17 protein-coding genes are annotated in these 18,864 nt (G+C 38.9%); 6 read left to right on the forward strand and 11 right to left on the reverse strand.

Annotated features, from left to right (window positions below):
* The first annotated feature begins 47 nt into the window (after positions 1–47).
* The 3 genes from SULBA_RS09870 to SULBA_RS09880 are packed head-to-tail and all read left to right on the forward strand — an operon-like array spanning position 48 to position 2,870.
* Complete coding sequence (locus tag SULBA_RS09870; protein ID WP_014770150.1) at positions 48–1,871, forward strand: Na/Pi cotransporter family protein; 1,824 nt, start codon at positions 48–50, stop codon at positions 1,869–1,871.
* Entirely contained in the window at positions 1,868–2,113 is a 246-nt protein-coding gene (locus SULBA_RS09875) for a hypothetical protein (RefSeq protein WP_014770151.1), read from the forward strand. Before SULBA_RS09870 ends, SULBA_RS09875 begins: the two co-directional genes overlap by 4 nt.
* Positions 2,106–2,870, forward strand: coding sequence for a hypothetical protein (locus SULBA_RS09880; RefSeq protein WP_014770152.1), 765 nt, complete (start codon positions 2,106–2,108; stop codon positions 2,868–2,870). The genes SULBA_RS09875 and SULBA_RS09880 overlap by 8 nt, the downstream gene beginning before the upstream one ends.
* Before the next feature lie 42 nt (positions 2,871–2,912).
* Here the strand turns inward: SULBA_RS09880 and SULBA_RS09885 are convergent, their stop codons facing one another.
* The 9 genes from SULBA_RS09885 to SULBA_RS09925 all read right to left on the reverse strand — a co-directional run bounded on the left by SULBA_RS09885 (position 2,913) and on the right by SULBA_RS09925 (position 13,248).
* Positions 2,913–3,404, reverse strand: a complete 492-nt coding sequence (locus tag SULBA_RS09885; RefSeq protein ID WP_041671847.1) for a hypothetical protein — start codon at positions 3,402–3,404, stop codon at positions 2,913–2,915.
* 13 nt (positions 3,405–3,417) lie between these two features.
* Positions 3,418–4,980: a PepSY-associated TM helix domain-containing protein gene (locus SULBA_RS09890; protein WP_014770154.1), complete on the reverse strand. Its 1,563-nt coding sequence runs from the start codon at positions 4,978–4,980 to the stop codon at positions 3,418–3,420.
* Complete coding sequence (locus tag SULBA_RS09895; protein WP_014770155.1) at positions 4,980–5,306, reverse strand: hypothetical protein; 327 nt, start codon at positions 5,304–5,306, stop codon at positions 4,980–4,982. Before SULBA_RS09895 ends, SULBA_RS09890 begins: the two co-directional genes overlap by 1 nt.
* Before the next feature lie 47 nt (positions 5,307–5,353).
* Positions 5,354–7,684 carry a TonB-dependent siderophore receptor gene (locus tag SULBA_RS09900; RefSeq protein WP_014770156.1) on the reverse strand — a complete coding sequence of 777 codons (2,331 nt, stop codon included), beginning with the start codon at positions 7,682–7,684 and terminating at the stop codon, positions 5,354–5,356.
* An 80-nt stretch (positions 7,685–7,764) separates the two neighbouring features.
* Complete coding sequence (locus SULBA_RS09905) at positions 7,765–8,751, reverse strand: FecR family protein (protein ID WP_014770157.1); 987 nt, start codon at positions 8,749–8,751, stop codon at positions 7,765–7,767.
* Positions 8,752–9,222 (reverse strand): RNA polymerase sigma factor, encoded by a 471-nt coding sequence (locus SULBA_RS09910; protein ID WP_014770158.1) that lies wholly within the window; start codon positions 9,220–9,222, stop codon positions 8,752–8,754.
* A gap of 119 nt (positions 9,223–9,341) precedes the next feature.
* Positions 9,342–11,693 carry a ferric-rhodotorulic acid/ferric-coprogen receptor FhuE gene (fhuE, locus tag SULBA_RS09915; RefSeq protein ID WP_014770159.1) on the reverse strand — a complete coding sequence of 784 codons (2,352 nt, stop codon included), beginning with the start codon at positions 11,691–11,693 and terminating at the stop codon, positions 9,342–9,344.
* A gap of 116 nt (positions 11,694–11,809) precedes the next feature.
* Positions 11,810–12,778: a FecR family protein gene (locus tag SULBA_RS09920; protein ID WP_014770160.1), complete on the reverse strand. Its 969-nt coding sequence runs from the start codon at positions 12,776–12,778 to the stop codon at positions 11,810–11,812.
* Positions 12,775–13,248, reverse strand: a complete 474-nt coding sequence (locus SULBA_RS09925) for an RNA polymerase sigma factor (protein WP_014770161.1) — start codon at positions 13,246–13,248, stop codon at positions 12,775–12,777. The genes SULBA_RS09920 and SULBA_RS09925 overlap by 4 nt, the downstream gene beginning before the upstream one ends.
* Before the next feature lie 185 nt (positions 13,249–13,433).
* On the opposite strand from SULBA_RS09925, the gene SULBA_RS09930 reads away from it, so the two are divergent.
* The 3 genes from SULBA_RS09930 (at position 13,434) to SULBA_RS09940 (ending at position 14,330) form a co-directional block, all read left to right on the forward strand.
* On the forward strand, positions 13,434–13,787 hold the full coding sequence (locus SULBA_RS09930; protein ID WP_014770162.1) for a DsrE/DsrF/TusD sulfur relay family protein: 354 nt from the start codon (positions 13,434–13,436) through the stop codon (positions 13,785–13,787).
* A 2-nt stretch (positions 13,788–13,789) separates the two neighbouring features.
* The gene (locus SULBA_RS09935) at positions 13,790–14,065 is read left to right on the forward strand and encodes a DnaJ domain-containing protein (protein WP_014770163.1); all 276 of its coding nucleotides are present in this window, start codon (positions 13,790–13,792) and stop codon (positions 14,063–14,065) included.
* Between the two features lie 70 nt (positions 14,066–14,135).
* On the forward strand, positions 14,136–14,330 hold the full coding sequence (locus SULBA_RS09940) for a hypothetical protein (protein ID WP_014770164.1): 195 nt from the start codon (positions 14,136–14,138) through the stop codon (positions 14,328–14,330).
* A gap of 45 nt (positions 14,331–14,375) precedes the next feature.
* On the opposite strand, the gene SULBA_RS09945 is transcribed toward SULBA_RS09940, so the two are convergent.
* Together SULBA_RS09945 and nifJ are read right to left on the reverse strand one after the other, a co-directional pair.
* Positions 14,376–15,074 (reverse strand): superoxide dismutase, encoded by a 699-nt coding sequence (locus SULBA_RS09945; RefSeq protein WP_014770165.1) that lies wholly within the window; start codon positions 15,072–15,074, stop codon positions 14,376–14,378.
* Positions 15,075–15,250: 176 nt separating this feature from the next.
* Entirely contained in the window at positions 15,251–18,814 is a 3,564-nt protein-coding gene (nifJ, locus tag SULBA_RS09950) for a pyruvate:ferredoxin (flavodoxin) oxidoreductase (protein WP_014770166.1), read from the reverse strand.
* Positions 18,815–18,864 lie beyond the last annotated feature (50 nt).

The following is an 18,864-nucleotide window of genomic DNA, read 5'->3' on the forward strand; positions in this document are numbered from 1 at the left end:
AAAGTGTACAATAATTGGGCATTACACCTTACATGTAAAGGAAAGACGTGAAGCGATTTGGGCTTATATTTATAGTCGTTCTCCTCACGTATATCTTTACGCTGAGCCAAAATTTTGTACTCATTTGCGCAGGCATTGCGCTTTTTTTATTTGGTATGTTCTGCCTGGAAGAGGGATTTCATGCCTTTGCAGGTGGCTTTTTAGAGCGTATATTGCATACCATGACCAACACCGTATTTAAAAGCCTTCTGTTTGGTGTTCTTAGCACCAGTATTATGCAATCAAGTTCGCTTGTTTCCATTCTCTCCATCTCTTTTATCAGTGCAGGGCTGATCTCTTTAGCACAAGGCATTGGCATTATTTTCGGAGCCAATTTAGGAACCACTACGGGGGCGTGGTTGATTGCAGGGCTTGGGCTTAAAGTCGACATTGCCAGCTATGCAATGCCTTTACTTGTTTTTGGTACCTTGCTGCTCTTTTACAATGAAAATAAAAGTAAGGCATTGGGCTATTTGTTAATGGGCTTAGGGTTTTTATTTTTAGGTATTGCGTATATGAAAGAGGGCTTTGATGCCTTTAAAGCGCACATAGACCTCACACAGTATGCCATGGGAGGCATGGAGGGTGTTTTAGTGTTTGCCCTCCTAGGCGTTGTAGCAACCCTTGTGATGCAATCCTCGCATGCCACATTGGTACTGATTATTACAGCACTGTATGCATCGCAAGTGACCTATGAAAATGCGCTCGCCCTTGCTATTGGCTCAAATATTGGAACGACGATTACCGCACTTTTAGGCTCATTGAGTGCCAACATTGAGGGGAAAAAATTTGCCGTTGCGCACCTACTGTTTAATTTTATTACCGCTTTAATTGCCATTGCTTTTATTCAGCCTTTTATCATGCTGATTGATAAAACCGCACAGTTTTTGGGCATCGTACCTGATGATTACGCCCTAAAATTGGCTTTATTTCACACCTTTTTTAATCTTTTAGGTGTGGTACTACTTTTTCCATGGACAACACAGCTCGTAGCCCTTCTTAATGCGCTTTTTCGCCCCTATGAAAAGGCGCTTCCTCAAAAAGACGATGTTTATTATTTGCACGAAAGTGCGCTTGATTTTCCTCTGAGTGCCCATACGGTTCTTTTCAAAGAGACCAAACACCTGTATCAAAATATCGCCGAGAGTATCGCACACTCTTTGAGCATTACCAAAAACGATATCACTTCAGGTATGGAGAGTGATGAAATTATTGCGCTTCGCAATAAAGCACTTCCCTTTAATATGGATGCCTACTATGAACGCAATATCAAAGAGATTTACGGAAAAATTATCACCTTTGCCATTATGGCACAAGGGAAATTTTCGCAAGAGAGCATGTACGATTTGGTTGCCATTAAAAATGCCAATTTGAGCCTTGTTGAAGCCTTTAAAGCGGCCAAACATATGCAAAAAAACATGCTCAAATACCTCGAATCAAGCAATACAGAGATTAAAACCGAGTACAACCATATTCGTAAAAATCTCATTAGCCACCTGCGCACCATGCAACTTATTTTCAATACCAATGAAGAAGATGTCGCTATTTTATTGCTAAGCAAATTGCACGTGGATACCCAAAAATACGATATTGCCTCCAATAAAGCATTGGATAATTTAATTCGCTCCAATAAAATTAATTATGCCATGGCAACCTCTTTAATGAACGATACCAGCTATGCCTATACCATCGCTTCAGAACTTTCCAAAGCTGCACAACTTCTTTTTGTACATGAGAAAAAAGGGGTTCAAGAAGGGCGTGAAGCACTGATTTTAACCGAGACGGAAGCCGATGTTTTAGCCCACGAAAATGAACCAAGGAGTCATGGATGAGTCAAAGAAAATTTATTCACCTACTAAAAGAACTTTTAGGTATTAATGAACCAACACAAGAGACGCTACAAACCAAAGAAAATATTAAAATGTTAATGGAAAAGCTGGAAAAACGCTACCTCTTTTTAAAAGATTCCTTAACCAAAGAAGAAGACCCTCTGCAAAGAGAAAACCTCAAAGAGACGCTCAAAATTATTAAAGAACAACTGAAAAAAGGGAAGGACTTCCTCAATCATGGGTAAAATACTCAGCCTCTTACTTCTTTTTTTGCTCATAGGGTGTGGAACAAGTCCTCAAGAAAAAGTGAGCGAAATTTTACAATCCAGAGGGGCTACCAATCTAACGCAAGATTATAAAAAAATCACCCAATACCTCTACACTTACAAAGAAAAACTTGACATACGAAATCCCAAAGCCTTTAACAAAGCGTCACAACCCTACATTTTTCATGAAATTAAATACGCACAAAATGGCATTCGTATGCACTACAATGGAAACCTGCTTAAAACATATGATGACTACCTTCGCATTGCTTTTGATAAAAATCCCAACATTCCTGAACGCAATGATTTTCTTATTTTGGGCTTACATAAACTGCTTTGGGAGAGTTACAAAATTGGTGAAGGCCATCAAATAACCACGCTAAGTTACAAAGAAGAGGAGTTTAAAAAGCTCTATTACTACCTTGAGGTCATTCGATGGAAAGTTAAAACTGCCAAAGATACTAATGGAAATTTCCTATTTATCACATGGCAAAATAACTGGCAAGTAGAGCTTCACCAAAAGCTGCTCAAAGGAGAAATGCTCTCATGGGAGATGATTCAAAACCTCCCTTCTTTGAGAACAAAACGTGAAAGCATTTTGGATGCGTCTAACTTTAACTTTGAAGTCATCCTTACCCAAATCATTGATCAAGTGAAAAATAGCGCCAAACAAATCGGCAAAGAACCTGTGGATATTGGCATTGATGCGATGATCAGCTTGGTACTCTTTTTATAGCGTTACATGTAAAACATACGCTGCAAAAAAGCTTTTCTTTCTTTAGCGTTTTTGCAGTTCAATTAAAATCAAACGGGTATTTTTATAACTAAAATAAAGTGTTAAACCCATAAGTATACCTGCGCCTAATAACAGAAAAATCATAGGCATGCTCCACTCTTTATTGCCATTTTGAGCTTGCGAAAGTGTACCTTTTTGAGATGCCTTTGCCGTAACACTAAACCCTTCATTAGGAGCAAATCCTTCCTTAACCACGGTATGACCAGGGCCACCATCAAGTACAACTTGATAGGGCTCTTTAGGAATAGCTATTAGCAGTTCACTTGATTCGGGTAGGCGTTGTTGAAACAAAACCTCACCACTGATTAAAGATTCAAGTCGAATCAGTGCTCCTGATGCCAACTCCCCAGTACTAAATTCACCATGAACGGTAAGCGTATTGTCATCATTATTCAGTATATTCATTAAAAGCGTATGAGCCTGTAGGCACGTTCCTACGATGCCTAAAGCCATGAGTATCCATATTTTTTTCATTCGTGTACCTTTCTTAAAATTTTTGCGTCCAAAATGCCATGACTTTTGCTCTCTCTTGTGGAAGCTTAAACCCAATCAAGAGTAAAATACTTCCCAAAACAAACAAGCCACAATCCACACTTAAAATGCTTATCATTCCCTCATTCCAAAGGCGAAGAGGAGAAAAGCCACTGTTATAGAAGTGCATCAAAGGCGCTATCAAAAACAATATTCCACCGAGTTTTAAAAACTCTTTGGCTGCTTGATACGAACTAAGGCGATAAAATGCCCATGTAAGGGTGGCTAACCACATCAATGCAAAAGCTCCTTTTTGCCATAAAAAGCGATCAGACAGCTCAAAGGGCAAACTCCATTGCAAAGCAAATAAAAGCCCTGTTGCAGGGAAGACACCTACCATAACCGCTAAGGAGAGTTTGCCAAACCAATGGTATACGGGTATGTTCTGTGGAAACTTTCGAGCCTCTTTTTCCATATAAAGAAGCACACCAAATCCTAAAGCACCTCCAGCAAACACCATCAAAATTGCCATCAAAAGTCTGGTAAAAATATCCACGCCAAAAAGAAAATGTAAAAAAAACATAGCCTCATAAAAAAGCCCCGACCAATGCTTATCCATCACCTTATGCTGATGCAACACACGACCATCAACCCCACTGAGTGTCACACTAGGAAGATTGGATATACCGTTTAAAAAAGGCATGTACGGATTGTATCCCTCAACTTTAGCTTGTGCACGTGAATCTTTCCAATTGCTGAGGGTTATTTTTTGAATCGATACTTCAGGCATAGCTGCTTTAGCGTGCTCCAAAATTTCATTCATCGAAAGCATTGAAACCCTATCGTGCTTTTTTTCAATGCGTTCAAGAGAGGGATAGAGTATAGGACCTACCAGTTTCCACGTATTAAACGTCTCTCCTTTGGAAGCAAGAAATGTCATGGGTGCAGACGTAGTGTATCCAATATTCATCAGTGCTCCTGTCAACGTAATAATAATAAAAGGGGGAAACACCCATGTGAAAATTTTACGGTGCCATTTGGAAAACCGACTCTGCGCATTTTTGCCACTATTTTTATAAGACACTTTCCAAATCAGCATCAATCCACCAATGAGAAGAAACATGGTCGCAACAGCCATCAAACCAAACACGATGTAACCAAAGAGCTTAAAAGGTCTACCATAGTGCATGCCGTTTAAGAACATGGCAAGTTGGGACTGTTCGTCTTCATTCTCAACCTCTTGCGTCGTGTTGGGATTGAAGACTTTTGTCTTCATAAACATGGTTGAAATACGAAGTGCGGGATCGTGCATAGAACCTGGAAGGTTAATGGTAATGCCATTAATTTGAGGGTAATCAGGATCGCCAAGCACAGAATCAATCATCGCAGAGTAATCTACGTTTTCGATATTAGGCATAGCATAATGGCGTGAGGGTTTTTCCCAGACCTGAATAAAAGGCAGCAAGATCGCGAAAATACCAAAAAACACCGATACATACAGTAATAAAGAGACATTAATCCCTACAGCAACGTGAATACGACGAAGCCGTTGTTTAAAAATCTTTTTCGCTTCTTCCATCACATACTTTCCTTAAAAAAGAAAAAAACAATCAGCACAGCAAAACAAAGTGTAGGAAGGACACTTCGCCATAAGGCACGCAAGCGTGTTGGTGCTAACACAATCCAAAGCGAAGCCAACGCCCATGCTAAAGTGTTAAATAACAAAGGAATCACTAAAGACTCCCCAGGGCTTACGGGTAAAATAAAAAGAAGCAATGTCATACCCAAATACGCCACACATAAACCACCAAAGATAGCACAGAGTGTACGAAACATCCCAATACGCTTAGCATTTTTCTCAGGAATAGCAAGATGAGAAAAACGCTGTTTTAAAAAATAAAACATAGATAAACATCCTTTACATGTAAAGAGCTCAAAAGAGCTCTTTTGGGTTAGAAGGTATACTTAAAACTAAGGGTAGCATTACGTGGGGCACCGTAAACCATCGAATTATTTCCAATACCTTCATAATATTTTTTATCAAAAAGATTGTTGACGTTGAGTTGAAGTTTCATATTTTTGTCAATAGCATAGGCAACCATTAAGCTTGCTAATGTATAAGCATCTTGCGTAATTTTTGTTGCGCCACTGCCTGTATAATATTTGCTTTTGTAGTTCAATCCGCCACCTAATGTTAAAGCATTAAACTCATATTTTGCAAATAAATTAGCGGTAGTTCGAGATGCCTTGGTGTTATACGTTTCTCCATCAGCATCTTCTGCTTTAAAGTTTGCAACCCCAAAATCTAAACTAAAATTATCCGTAATTTGTCCAATGACATCAAACTCAAACCCTTTACTTGTAACACCACTCGCTTCAACACTGGCCACTGTCGTTGTGCCTGGTACAAAAACACCTAACGGATCATCTTGAGCAACATTGTCTTGCTTGATTTTAAACAATGAAAAAGACGTATTTAAAAGACCACCAAAATATTCACCTTTAATACCTACTTCATAATTATTGCCAACAATGGGATCAAGATAGCTCCCACTCGCATTTTTTTTATCTTGAGGATTAAAGATGTTAGTATAACTTGCATACACAGAGTGGTGCTGATCTAAATCATACACTAAGCCCACATAAGGAGTCAGTTCGTTATCAAATTTTCTCGTCTCTTTGGTTGTATCATCGCTGGAGTATTCCCAAGAAGAGACCCTAGCCCCCGTAATAAGTTTCAAGTCCTCCATCAACGAAAAATTACCTGCTAAATAAACCGCTTTTTGTTCTATCTCTTCAGGTTTTAATGTATAGGGAACATCCGTTCCCGAAGGAGCAGGTAGATTTAACGTGTAGTTGTAAAAATTACCCAATGGCGTATAATACCCATTGGGATAGCGTGCATCGTATTTGGTAGTTTTATCGATATTGTACGAAACACCAGTAATTATTTCCTGTGCCAATCCAGCCAATTCAAACGGGATATTCACATTTACATCAAAGGTGTGTTGCTTTTTTTTGGTTTGCCCTTCCCAATCCATGTACCGCAACCCACCGCCAGTGCTTTTATTGACTGCACCCGCAAAATACAACAACGCCGTATCTGTATCTATTTCACTGTATAAGTACCTTGCATTAAGCGTTATGTCCTTATACAGGACGTGTTCTAAGTCCATAAAAACAGATTTTTCTTCGGTATTCCAATATGTCCAATCTTCTGATACCGTAAGCGACCTGCTAAAGTGTGTTCTTGTTCCATCTGTATAAAACGCAGGTAGACCACCCCAACGGATACCATCTCTTTCCAATTTTTGATACGAAAATCCACCAGAGATGTACGTAAAATCTCCTACATCTGCATCAATAACTCCATAAAAAAGATTGTTCTCTCTTGTATATCCATCCATAAATGATTTTTCATCTTCATGCTTAGCAATAAGCCGACCTCTGACACTTCCACTTTCATTAATACCTGAACTAATATCAGTGGTTGCACTATAAGCATCCCACGAACCTCCACTTACAACAACACTCCCCGTGGGTTCTTTACTGTTTGCCCTTTTACGAACCATATTGATACTCATCGCAGGATTGCCATACCCTGTTGTTAACCCATTTGCACCCCTTACCACTTCTATTCTGTCATACATAGACAAGTCTATATCCCGATCATTCCACGTTGAATAAATTGGCAATCCATCAATTTTGTAATAATCTAAATCAAATCCTCTTGCACTAGAATTAATCCTTTCATCCCATCGGTTTAGGGTAATGCCTGTAATGCTTCCCAACACATCCTGATAAGACGTGACACCTATATCTTCTAACTTCTGTTGTGTCAGAACCGTAACTGATTGGGGGGTCTCACGCATAGAAAGGCTGAGTTTCGTTGCGGTGTTCGTACTCTTAGTCGTGTACAACCCCGTGCCTTCTGTCGTTGCATCTTGGCTTGCGCTAATCGAAATCGCATTGAGCGTAGAGACATCTTTTTTCTCTTGAATGATGATTGCCCCATCTTCAATCACCGCCTCTAAACCACTGTTTTCCAAAAGTTTATTTAAAGCGTTTTTTGTACCCTTAACCTCTTTGATTTCCCTAGATTGTTTCCCTTCCAAAAGTGCGCCTTTCACAATATAAGGGGTTTTAGATTGTTTTGAGATTCGCTCAATTGCATCTTTAAGTGGCTGGCTTTGTAAGCTGTAGATGATTTCATCGGCATACATATGTGTACTCATAAGTAATGCAACCGCTGAACTTAAAAGGCTTTTTTTTAGTAGATTCATTTCATTCTCCCATATATTCTAAAACAATTTTGATAACTGTTCTTAACTATATAAGAGTGTAAAAAAACAAAAAACGGACATTACTTTTGACTTTTTTTTGAAATTACTATTTTTTCGTCATTTTTTGCGATTTTTAAGGGATATATTTTTGTAAGATTTTGTAAAAATATATCTAACTGGTTTGAAGAAAACTCTCCCGTAATCACATAATTTTCCAACTCAGGTTCCCCAAAGCTATATGCGATTGTGGTATATTTAGCGAACTCATCCATCGCATGTTTGAGTGTCACTTGATTGAAATTAATAAGATTATCCCTCCAAAGTGCTATTTTTGTTGGATTAATCTTTGCATAATGACGCACAACCCCTTCATGAGTATACGTAATAGAATCTGCTTTTAAAAGAAGAACTTCATTCTTTTTCTCACGCCATGAAGCATCATAGTATGTTCTCACAATTCCCTCTTCCACGTTAATGGTGGTCGAATCATCTGCATGAATCACTTCAAATTTCGTCCCCACCACTTCGATGTTGATTTTATCACTTTGAATAATAAAGGCTCTCTTCGCATCTTTAGCGACTTCAAACATCGCTGCTCCCTTATCTAAAGTAACAACCCTTTTGTTAGCATAAAAAGCAACACGCATGTTTGTTTTTGCATCACATGAGATACGACTCCCATCAGGAAGCACATGCGTAAGAAGAGGATGCGTATCTGAGCTTAATATGTCTGTGAATTTTAAAGCATAAACTGTGTCATAAATACCAAATGTTCCCACGCTTATAACAAGTAAAATAGTGGCAACACGGGCAAAATACTTCGTTTTCTCAAAAAGTTTTATCTTTTGTGCCTCTTTGTGAGCCGTTATGCTGAGTTGTTCTGCATTCTCTTTTAAAAGAGATTGTGACATGGAATAAATAGTTCTAATGCGCTGATACGCTTTTACATGTAATGGATTTTGAGCCAACCAATGGTGTAATTCCTCTTTTTGAAAAGCACTCAACCCCTCCTTCTCACAGGTAACCCAAAAAGTCGCTTCTTCTTTAATTTTAACGTCAATATTCACTTAAAATCCCTTCTTGGCAAGTTCTTCTTCAATACTAATGCTTGCTCTTTTAATGAGTTTTTCAACAGCATTTGTGGTAATGCCCATCATTGAAGCGATCTCTTTTCTACTATAACCATCAACGGTATGTAAAATAAACGCTTGTTTGGCTCTGGATGGTAGAGCATGAACAACACTCAAAAACGCTACCTCATGCTCTTCTTGCATGAGCAATTCTTCTGGATGCGGACTCTCTTCAAAATGTATCAGCTCTTCAAAAATAACACTTTCATACTTTTGCTTTCCCATAGACTCTTTGATGGCAAGATTTTTGACAATTTTATAAAGATAGGCTCTCTCATTGGCAATATCAATTCTATCTTTAATCGCAATTGCTTTAGTGTAAGTCTCTTGAATCAGATCTCGTGCATCCTCTTTATTGCCAATGAGTTTTTGAGCAAAATATAAAAGTTCATTATAATACTTGAGCATTTAAAGGCCTATAATTTTTTGATATAGATTATCATGACTATACTTAAAGCATGTAGAAATTTCTTTGTAGAAAATACGTTATTTTTTACATGTAAAGAGATCAAAAGACCTCTTTTGCACTAAAAGCTGTATTTCACTGAGGCGATAACATTCAAAGGCTCTCCATAAGAGACTTGATTGTAAAATCCTACGTTGCTGTAATATTTTTTATCAAAAAGATTGTTAACATTCACTTGAAACGTAAGGTCTTTAGACTCTTTATAACGACCCATAAGATTTACAAGTGTGTATGCGCTTTGAGAGATTTTTTCAGAAACTCCTGTGACAGGGTTAGTGGCAGCAGTATACGTTTCACTCTCCCAATTGACACCGCCCCCTAAGGTAAATTTACCAAGCGTATACGTTGAGTAGATTTTCGCAATTTTTCGAGGATGGGTTGTATTTACGTTAACCCCATCCGCATCTTTGGCTTCAAACTGAGACCATCCAAGGCTTACTCTCCACCCTTCAGAGATTTCACCATTCACATCAATTTCATACCCCTTGCTAACGGTTCCAGAAGCACCATAATACGCTTGATCACTCGAACCTGGAACCATATTAATCCCATCAGGTTGTGCCACATTGTCTTGTTCTATACGAAAGACTGATAACGTTGCATTGAGTTTACCATCAAAATACTCCCCCTTGATACCCGTCTCATAGTTTTTGCCCTCAATAGGGTCAAGGTAGCCTCCTGATTTGTTGCGATAGTTTTGGGGTTGAAAAATCTCCGTATAACTCGCATACACCGCATGGTTGGCATCCAAATCGTACACAACTCCCGCATAAGGAGTCATCACATTGGTATGCTCATAAGAGTAAGTCGTGCCATACGAATAAACGTCTGTTTCCCAATTGCTTATGCGTGTTCCTGCTATCAATTTCAAATGATCTGTGAGTGAAAGTTTACCTGCGGTATAACCACCAAGTTGTTTGGTTTTTCCCTTAGTCGCAAGGATACTATTTCCCCATGTAGGTTCTGCGTATGAGCCATCCCATGCGTAAAAATTACCAATAGCCGCCAAACCTGATCCTGCTCTAGCATACGATGTTAATGTTTGTTCGTTATACATCATACCTGCCACAAGTTCATGCGCTAACCCTCCTAGTTCAAAAGGAATGGATGTGTAAATATCCACATTATCTTGCTCTCTGGTCACGTCGTACCAGCCAGCAGACCCGCTCAATCCCAGCCCTGTTGTTTTGTCTAATTGCCCAAACATGTAAAACAATTTTGCATCGGCGGTATTTTTACTATGAGAATAAGCGCCATAAAGCTTAATATTATTGGCAAAATAGTGCTCAAGTGATGAAAAGTAGGTCTGAGCTTCGCTTTCCCATGCACTCCATTTAGGCGCTGTGGTGGAAGAGCGACTTAGGTTGGTTTTGGAACCATCACTATACCATGAAGGTAACCCACCCCACATACTTGCAGTTGGCTCGTTTTCTTGATAACTAAATCCTGCAGAAAAGAGTGTATCATCTGTCACATCCACGTCTACAACACCATACAACAGATTGCGTTTGTTTTCATAAAAATCAATAAATGAATCACTCTCTTGATATTTTCCCACCACACGTGCACGAATCGTCTTGTCTTCATTCACAGGAGATTGCATATCAACTGTCGTGCCATATCTATCCCAACGCCCTACGTCCCCTTCTATGCTTCCTTTAAACTCATTGCTTGTGGCGTGTTTGCGCACCATGTTAATCGCTGCCGAAGGATTTCCCGCTCCACTAATGAGACCATTGGCTCCACGAATGACTTCCACACGATCATACATCGCCAAATCTTGACTTGTCTCTCCTCCACTCCAACCCGCTTCCCATGTGGTAGGAACACCATCAATCTGATAATTAGTTATGTCAAAACCACGCGCAGCATAACTTTGACGTTCACTATCAAAAGTTTTTGTACTCACGCCTGTAATGTTTTTAATAGCGTCGGTTATGGTTTCTAGCTTTTGATCCTCGATTTGTTGCTGTGTGACTACCACCACCGATTGAGGTGTCTCTTTAATCGATAAATTCATTCGTGTTGCCGTATGTGTACTTTTTGTTGTGTATGAGCTTGTGCCCTCCGTGGTAGCATCTTGGCTTGCGCTAATCGCAATCGCATTTAGCATCGAAACGTCATTAGATTCTATGATAATGATCGTGTTATCTTTAACCACCGCTTCAAGCCCCGTGCCTTTAAGTAACTGCTCCAACGCTTTTTCAAGCCCTTCAATGTTACTAATGTTATTCGCTTTTTTAGAATCAAGCAAAGCGGAATCACCCGCATAAGAGAGTTTAGATTGCGAAGCGATAATTTCTAAAGCTTCCTTGAGGGTTTTATTTTGAATCGTATAAGCCTGCGCCAACAAGCTTGTGTTGAAAACCAAAGCGAGGCTAACCGTAGCCAGTGCTTTTTGTGCCAATGTCATAGTTCACTCCTTTTAGATGCGCAAAGAGAGACGTTCATTTTTTGAGAACGAATATCTTTAGCATTAAAACGAATGAAGCTGCACAAAACGGACATCAATTTTAAAATTTTTAAAATTTATTTTCGAATAAGCGTGATGCCCTCTTTTTCTTTTTTAGCTTTTAGCCCATAAATTGTCTCCATCGCTTCAATAAAACCTTGAAAATGTTGCGTTGAGAATTTTCCTGAAAGTTTTAAAAAAGAGAGATCATCACTTTCAAAGATAATTGTTTGGTTGGTGTAATATGCAAAGTGTGCCGCAGCGTCTCCTAGCGTTGTTTTGTCAAAAAAGAGCGCATCCTCTTTCCAATCAGCAATTTTTTGAGGATTAATCTGACCGTAATTGAGCACTTTGCCCACCTCGTTAAACGTAATCGAATCGGCTTGTTTGAGCTGATAAAAAGTACTTTGGGTTTTGTCGCTCACTTTCACAACACCTTCTAACACACTAATCGTAGTCAGGTCGTTTACATGTAAGACTTCAAACTTCGTACCTACCACCTCAATGACCGTATCGCCCGCTTTAATGATAAATGGTTTATGGACATCTTTAGCGACGCTAAAAAGTGCCTTGCCTGTTCTAAACGCCACCGTTCGTTTGTGATTGTAATAGGCAATGTCTATGGTAGATTTGATGTCCAAATCTACGGTGGTCATATCAGGAAGGGTGATATTGAGTAGTTTTTGATCCGTTGTAGCATAGTGTTGATCAAAAATTGGCTGAAAATAGTACTGATTAAGCCCAACACCTAAAAATAAAACCAAACAGGCAGCAACCAAAGAAGTGAAAAATGAGCGCCTTTGATACAATGCTTTTGACGTTGCCACGACTTCGTCATTTAAAACATCCGCTTCAAGTTCTTGAATAAATGCATCATCAACCTTTAAACATGATGCTATAAAATGCTCTGTTTCTTCATAAGCGCTTTTATGTTTTTGATCTTCCATCCATTGCTCAAATGCTTCTTGCTCAAAAATATTTAGCCCTTCACGTGATCGCATATGCCATTGGTGTGCGATTTCATACATCATCGTTGTTTTTTTCATGGATGCTCTTTTGCTATTTGTTCTTTAAGCTGTAAAACCGCTCTGGTGATATTTTTTTCAACTGCATTGGTACTAATGCCCATCATCTGAGCGATCTCTTGCCTTGAGTAGCCTTTGTAATAGTACAAAACAAACGCTTTTTTATTTTGAGGTGAGAGGTTTTTGATGCACGCTTTTAAGGTCTCTTGCCTTATTTGTTCATCCACTCGCTCTTGTGTGTTACTTAAAACCTCCCCACAATGCTTTTCTTCTTCGTAAGGCATCTGATGAACAATCTTATCTTTTCGAACTTTATCAATCACAAGATTGCGTGCCACTTTATAAAGAAACGCTTTTTGAATAATCATATTTGACTTTTTACGTGCTTCTAAAACTTTGATATACGTCTCTTGCGTTAAATCTTGTGCTAAAACTTTATCGCCTGTCAGCCTTTGAGTGTAGCACAAAATTTCATCATAATATTCCAACATTCAACCAAAACCTTAAAATATTTTATTTTGATAATGAAACTTATAAACTATTTTAACTTTAAACTTTATTAACATTTAGCCTAAAAAAGCTTGCCTAAAAAGCACTCGAAGGCTTACTATATCAGAAGAAAATATGTACTATAATGAGAGCAAATAACTCTGATACACAAAGCTAAGGAAAATTGATGATACTCTTCATTTTTAACAACCAACCCTATGATGGAAGCGACAAAACATACAACGCTCTACGCCTTGCAAAATCTTTACATGTAAAAGGTGAAAAAGTAAAAATATTTTTGATGAGCGATGCGGTTGATATGGCACGTGAAGCCGCACGAAAACCTGATGTTTACGACTATGATTTAGTCGCATTGCTTAAAGAATTGTATGAAAGTGGCGTAGCATTAGGTGTGTGCGGAACATGTTTAACACGTTGTGGTATTTATAAAAATCAACCCTATTTTAACGATACCATTAAAGGCACTATGGGGATGCTGACTGAATGGAGCATTGAAGCAGACAAAGTACTAAGCTTTTAGCCATGTGCTACGAAACATTTCAAAAAGCCCTCGATACTTTAGGCGTGATTGGAGGAATGGATAAAAAAGAGATTCGTCGATGTTATCTTGCTTTATCCAAAAAATATCATCCTGATGTTCATGCGCAAGAAAGTGGAAAATTTCAAGAAATTCATGAAGCCTACACACTCTTGATGGATTATGCGGAAAATTTTCGCTTTCGTTTTAGCCAACAAGAGTTTCAAGAACAGTTCCCTTTTTGGGATGATTCTCACTCTGATTGGCATACTAAAATTTAATCCTTGATCTATCTCAATCTTTTGAAGACACTTTTTGATTATAATACGCCAAAATCAAGAAGGAGTTTTTATGGAAATCAACAACATTCAAGTATGCAATGTCTGTCTACGCAGCAGTGAAGAGAACAGTGGTGCAGTTTTTATTAAAGCGATGAAAAATGGCGAAGAGATTCATGTCTGCACAGGCTGTATTCCACACATCATTCACGGAAGTGGTGATGTTGCAAAATCTAATGCTCAAGTCTCACTCGAACTTCAGAGGTAAACGAATTTACATGTAAGGAAATTTCCTTACATGTAAAGGTACTTTTTATTTCATTGCCGCATCAAAGCGTGCATTGACCTCATTCCAATTCACCACACTCCACCACTGTTTGAGGTAATCACCTCGTTTATTTTGATACTTGAGATAATACGCATGTTCCCATACGTCCACCGCTAAGATAGGAGTTCCTTTGATGTCAGCCACATCCATTAAAGGATTGTCTTGATTGGGTGTTGATGTCACCGCTAATTTTTTATCGGACGTTACAACTACCCATGCCCAGCCCGAACCAAAACGAGTAGCTCCTGCTTTTTCAAACGCCTCTTTCATCTTCTCAAGACTTCCAAAATCACGCTCAATTGCTTTGGAAAGCGTAGCTGAAGGCATTCCCCCTTTTCCCATAGGTGCCATTAACTTCCAAAAAAGAGCATGGTTATAGTGTCCACCGCCATTGTTACGTACTGCTGCGTTATATTTAGAGATGCTTGCCATGATAGCTTCTAAATTCATAGATGCAAGTTCAGGATACGTTGCCACTTGCGCATTAAGATTTGAGACATACGCTTGATGATGTTTACCATGATGTATCTGCATCGTTTCTTTATCAATAGCAGGTTCTAAAGCATCGTAACCATAAGGTAAAGGTGCTAAACTAAACGCATCTGCGGCCATGAGTGCAGGAACAAAAAACCATGAGAAAACAAGTGCCATCAAACTCTTCTGTACAAACGATTTTTGAAACATATGATGCCTCCTAGAAGATTTAATAAAGTTGATTTTATCACAAAAATATCACAACTTTGACTACATTTTATAGGGGTTGAAATTAAAATACGCTGAGAAAAAAAGGAGATAAAAAACGTCAAAGAAAAGAGAAGAAAAAAGGAGCAAAAAATTTTGCTCCTTAAGAAAAGAGATTTTTAAGCCTCTTCTAGCTCATTAGAGAAATCAGCCATTGCTAAACGGTTGAGTTGTCTCCATCTTCTTTGTGCATCTTTTTTATTATGATCAAACAAGGCTTGTGCATGTTCAGGATTGGATTTTTTAAGGGACGCATAACGTACCTCATTCATCAAGAACTCATCATACAATGACCAATCAGGCTCTTTGCCTGTAATTTTAACAGGATTTTTACCCTCTTTTTCCAAACGTGGATCATAGGTATAAATTGGCCAGTAACCACATTTGGTTGCGAGTTCTCCTTGATTGCCTGATTTACCAAGACCACCTTTAATACCATGTGCAATACACGGTGAATAAGCAATAATCAAAGATACGCCAGGATACGCTTCTGCTGCTTCAAACGCTTTAATGGTTTGCGCTGCAGAGGCATTTGAGTTGATTTGCGCAACAAAAACATTGCCATATGTCATTGCAATATACCCCAAATCTTTTTTCTGACTCGGTTTTCCAGCGGCAGTAAATTGAGCGATAGAACCTGCACGTGATGATTTTGAACTTTGACCACCTGTGTTAGAGTACACTTCAGTATCAAGAACAAGGATGTTTACATCTTCTCCACTGGCAATAACATGGTCGAGTCCACCATAACCAATGTCATACGCCCAACCATCACCACCAAAAATCCATTGTGATTTTTTAGCAATGTACTGTTTGAGGCTTAAGATAATATCTGCACCAGGTGCTGTTGGATTGGCTTGTAAAAGAGGAACCAAAAGATCACGAATTTCAGCAGATTTTACTCTATCATCTCTAAACTCAATCCAATCTTTATAGAGTGCTGCAATGGCATTGGGTGCTTTTTCTAAAGAAGCTTCCATGACAGAGTGAATACGATGACGAATCGTCTCATTTGCTACATGCATACCCAAACCAAACTCTGCATTGTCTTCAAACAGTGAGTTCGCCCAAGCAGGACCATGACCAGCATCATTTTTACGATACGGTGTTGAAGGAGCTGAACCACCATAAATTGAAGAACAACCTGTCGCATTAGCAATCATCATGCTATCACCAAAAAGACGTGTTGCTAGGGTAATGTATGGCGTTTCACCACAGCCTGGACATGCAGCATGAAACTCAAAAAGTGGTTTTGCAAATAAAGCACCTTTTACCGTATTTTTAGAGAGAATATCATCTTTATAGGTCACTTTTTTGAAGAGGTAATCTGCGTTAATTTGCTCCCCTGCTTCAAGACTCTCTTGCAATGGAACCATGACCAAAGACTTCTCTTTTGTAGGACATGCCTCTGCACACAGATCACATCCTGTACAATCCAATGAAGAGACTTGAATTTTGTATTTTAAGCCTTTTAACTCTTTACCTTTGGCATCAAGGGCATGCGTTTTAACACCCTCAGGTGCAGCTGCAAACTCTGCATCATTAATAAGAAATGGTCGAATAACAGCATGTGGACAGACAAATGCACATTGATTACATTGAATACAATTCTCTTCAATCCATTTAGGAACCATAACACCAACACCACGTTTTTCATACTCTGTAGTTCCATGCTCAAACGTACCATCTTCATAACCATTAAAAACAGAAACAGGTAAGCTATCACCTCGTGCTGCATTGACTGGTTTTGCGATTGCTTCAACAAATGGGGTACCTTTATAGGTCGTGATTTCTTGAGTTTTTACTTCGTCTTTAAGATTTGCCCATGATGGATCAACCTCAACTTTAATCAAACCATTCGCTCCTACATCAATCGCTTTGTAGTTAAGCTCAACAATTTGCTCCCCTTTTTTGTGATACGTTTTATACGCTTGCTTTTTCATAAATTCTTGGGCTTTTTCAAAATCAATGATTTCGGCAAGTTTAAAGAAAGCAGACTGCATAATAGTATTACTACGATTTCCCAAACCAATATCACGTGCTAATTTGGTCGCATTGATGATGTAAAAATTAACCTTTTTCGTCGCTAAAATGCGCTTGACCTTATTAGGAATTCGCTTAATCGTCTCATCAGCATCCCAAATGGAGTTTAGAAGAAAAGTACCATGCTCTCTAATGCCATCGATGACGTCATACAACTCAAGGTACGCCGCTACTGAACAGGCGACAAAGTGCGGGTTGGAAACAAGATAGGTAGAGCGAATCGGATGTTTTCCGAAACGAAGGTGAGAACGTGTAAATCCACCTGACTTTTTAGAGTCATAAGCAAAATAGGCTTGTGCGTACATGTCTGTCTCATCACCGATGATTTTAATTGAACTTTTGTTCGCACCAACCGTACCATCCGCACCCAATCCGTAAAATAAACACTCTTTTGTCTCAGGCTCACCCAAACTCATCTTTTCGCCAACACTCAACGATTTAAACGTGACATCATCTACAATACCTACGGTAAAATCATTTTTTGGATCAGCAAGTTTTAAATTTTCAAACACCGCTAACATTTGCGCAGGATCAACATCTTTGGATGAAAGACCATAACGACCACCCACAATAATAGGAGCATTAGCATGTCCATAAAACGCTGCTCTCATATCAAGATACAATGGTTCACCAATAGAGCCAGCCTCTTTGGTTCTATCTAAAACAGAAATCTTTTTAACGGACTCTGGCATCACATCCATTAAATATTTGATGCTAAATGGGCGGTAAAGATGGGGTGTAATTAAACCTACTTTTTCACCTTTGCCATTTAAATAATCAATCGTCTCTTTCAAACACTCTGTCACTGAACCCATCGCTACAACGATTCTATCAGCATCTTTTGCACCATAATAGGTAAAAGGCTTATACTCACGTCCTGTCTCTTTTGAAATTTCAGCCATGTAGTGCGCAACAATATCAGGCAATGCGTCATAAAATTTATTTTGTGCTTCTCTGCCTTGGAAATAAATATCGTCATTTTGTGCTGTACCACGTGTTTTTGGAGATTCAGGGTTTAACGCCTCATCACGGAAGCGTTGAACGGCTTCTTTATCGAGGAGTCTATCAAAAACCGCATAATCCATCACTTCAATTTTTTGAATCTCATGGGATGTTCTAAAACCATCAAAAAAATGCATAAAAGGAACACGCCCTTTAATCGCACATAAATGCGCCACACCTGCTAAATCCATAACCTGTTGAACCGAACCAGATGAAAGCATCGCATAACCTGTTTGGCGTGCGGCATAAACATCTTGATGGTCTCCAAAAATAGAAAGGGCATGGGTTGCGAGGGTACGTGCGCTCACATGAATAACACTTGGTAATAATTGACCTGCCATTTTGTACATATTTGGGATTTTAAGTAACAAGCCTTGAGAAGCCGTGTAAGTTGTGGTAAGTGCACCTGCTTGAAGTGAACCATGAACGGTTCCAGCAGCGCCACCCTCACTTTGCATTTCGACCACTTTAACAGGCATACCAAAAAGATTTTTTTTACCTTGAGAAGCCCAAATATCCGTAAAATCCGCCATTGGTGAAGAAGGTGTAATAGGATAGATACCCGCCACTTCCGTAAACGCATACGACGCATACGCAGCAGCTTCGTTACCATCCATCGTTTTCATGACTTTAGCCATTAAAATCCCCTTATATTAGTTTAATTTTTTGACGTATAATGTGAAAAGTT

Source organism: Sulfurospirillum barnesii SES-3, assembly GCF_000265295.1.
Taxonomy (GTDB): Bacteria; Campylobacterota; Campylobacteria; order Campylobacterales; family Sulfurospirillaceae; genus Sulfurospirillum; species Sulfurospirillum barnesii.

Coding starts and splice junctions, on each gene's coding strand:
- SULBA_RS09875 (WP_014770151.1), top strand. CDS start 1,868: ATGAGTCAAAGAAAATTTATTCACCTACTAAAAGAACTTTTAGGTATT.
- SULBA_RS09880 (WP_014770152.1), top strand. CDS start 2,106: ATGGGTAAAATACTCAGCCTCTTACTTCTTTTTTTGCTCATAGGGTGT.
- SULBA_RS09885 (WP_041671847.1), bottom strand. CDS start 3,404: ATGAAAAAAATATGGATACTCATGGCTTTAGGCATCGTAGGAACGTGC.
- SULBA_RS09890 (WP_014770154.1), bottom strand. CDS start 4,980: ATGGAAGAAGCGAAAAAGATTTTTAAACAACGGCTTCGTCGTATTCAC.
- SULBA_RS09895 (WP_014770155.1), bottom strand. CDS start 5,306: ATGTTTTATTTTTTAAAACAGCGTTTTTCTCATCTTGCTATTCCTGAG.
- SULBA_RS09900 (WP_014770156.1), bottom strand. CDS start 7,684: ATGAATCTACTAAAAAAAAGCCTTTTAAGTTCAGCGGTTGCATTACTT.
- SULBA_RS09910 (WP_014770158.1), bottom strand. CDS start 9,222: ATGCTCAAGTATTATAATGAACTTTTATATTTTGCTCAAAAACTCATT.
- fhuE (WP_014770159.1), bottom strand. CDS start 11,693: ATGACATTGGCACAAAAAGCACTGGCTACGGTTAGCCTCGCTTTGGTT.
- SULBA_RS09920 (WP_014770160.1), bottom strand. CDS start 12,778: ATGAAAAAAACAACGATGATGTATGAAATCGCACACCAATGGCATATG.
- SULBA_RS09925 (WP_014770161.1), bottom strand. CDS start 13,248: ATGTTGGAATATTATGATGAAATTTTGTGCTACACTCAAAGGCTGACA.
- SULBA_RS09930 (WP_014770162.1), top strand. CDS start 13,434: ATGATACTCTTCATTTTTAACAACCAACCCTATGATGGAAGCGACAAA.
- SULBA_RS09935 (WP_014770163.1), top strand. CDS start 13,790: ATGTGCTACGAAACATTTCAAAAAGCCCTCGATACTTTAGGCGTGATT.
- SULBA_RS09940 (WP_014770164.1), top strand. CDS start 14,136: ATGGAAATCAACAACATTCAAGTATGCAATGTCTGTCTACGCAGCAGT.
- SULBA_RS09945 (WP_014770165.1), bottom strand. CDS start 15,074: ATGTTTCAAAAATCGTTTGTACAGAAGAGTTTGATGGCACTTGTTTTC.
- nifJ (WP_014770166.1), bottom strand. CDS start 18,814: ATGGCTAAAGTCATGAAAACGATGGATGGTAACGAAGCTGCTGCGTAT.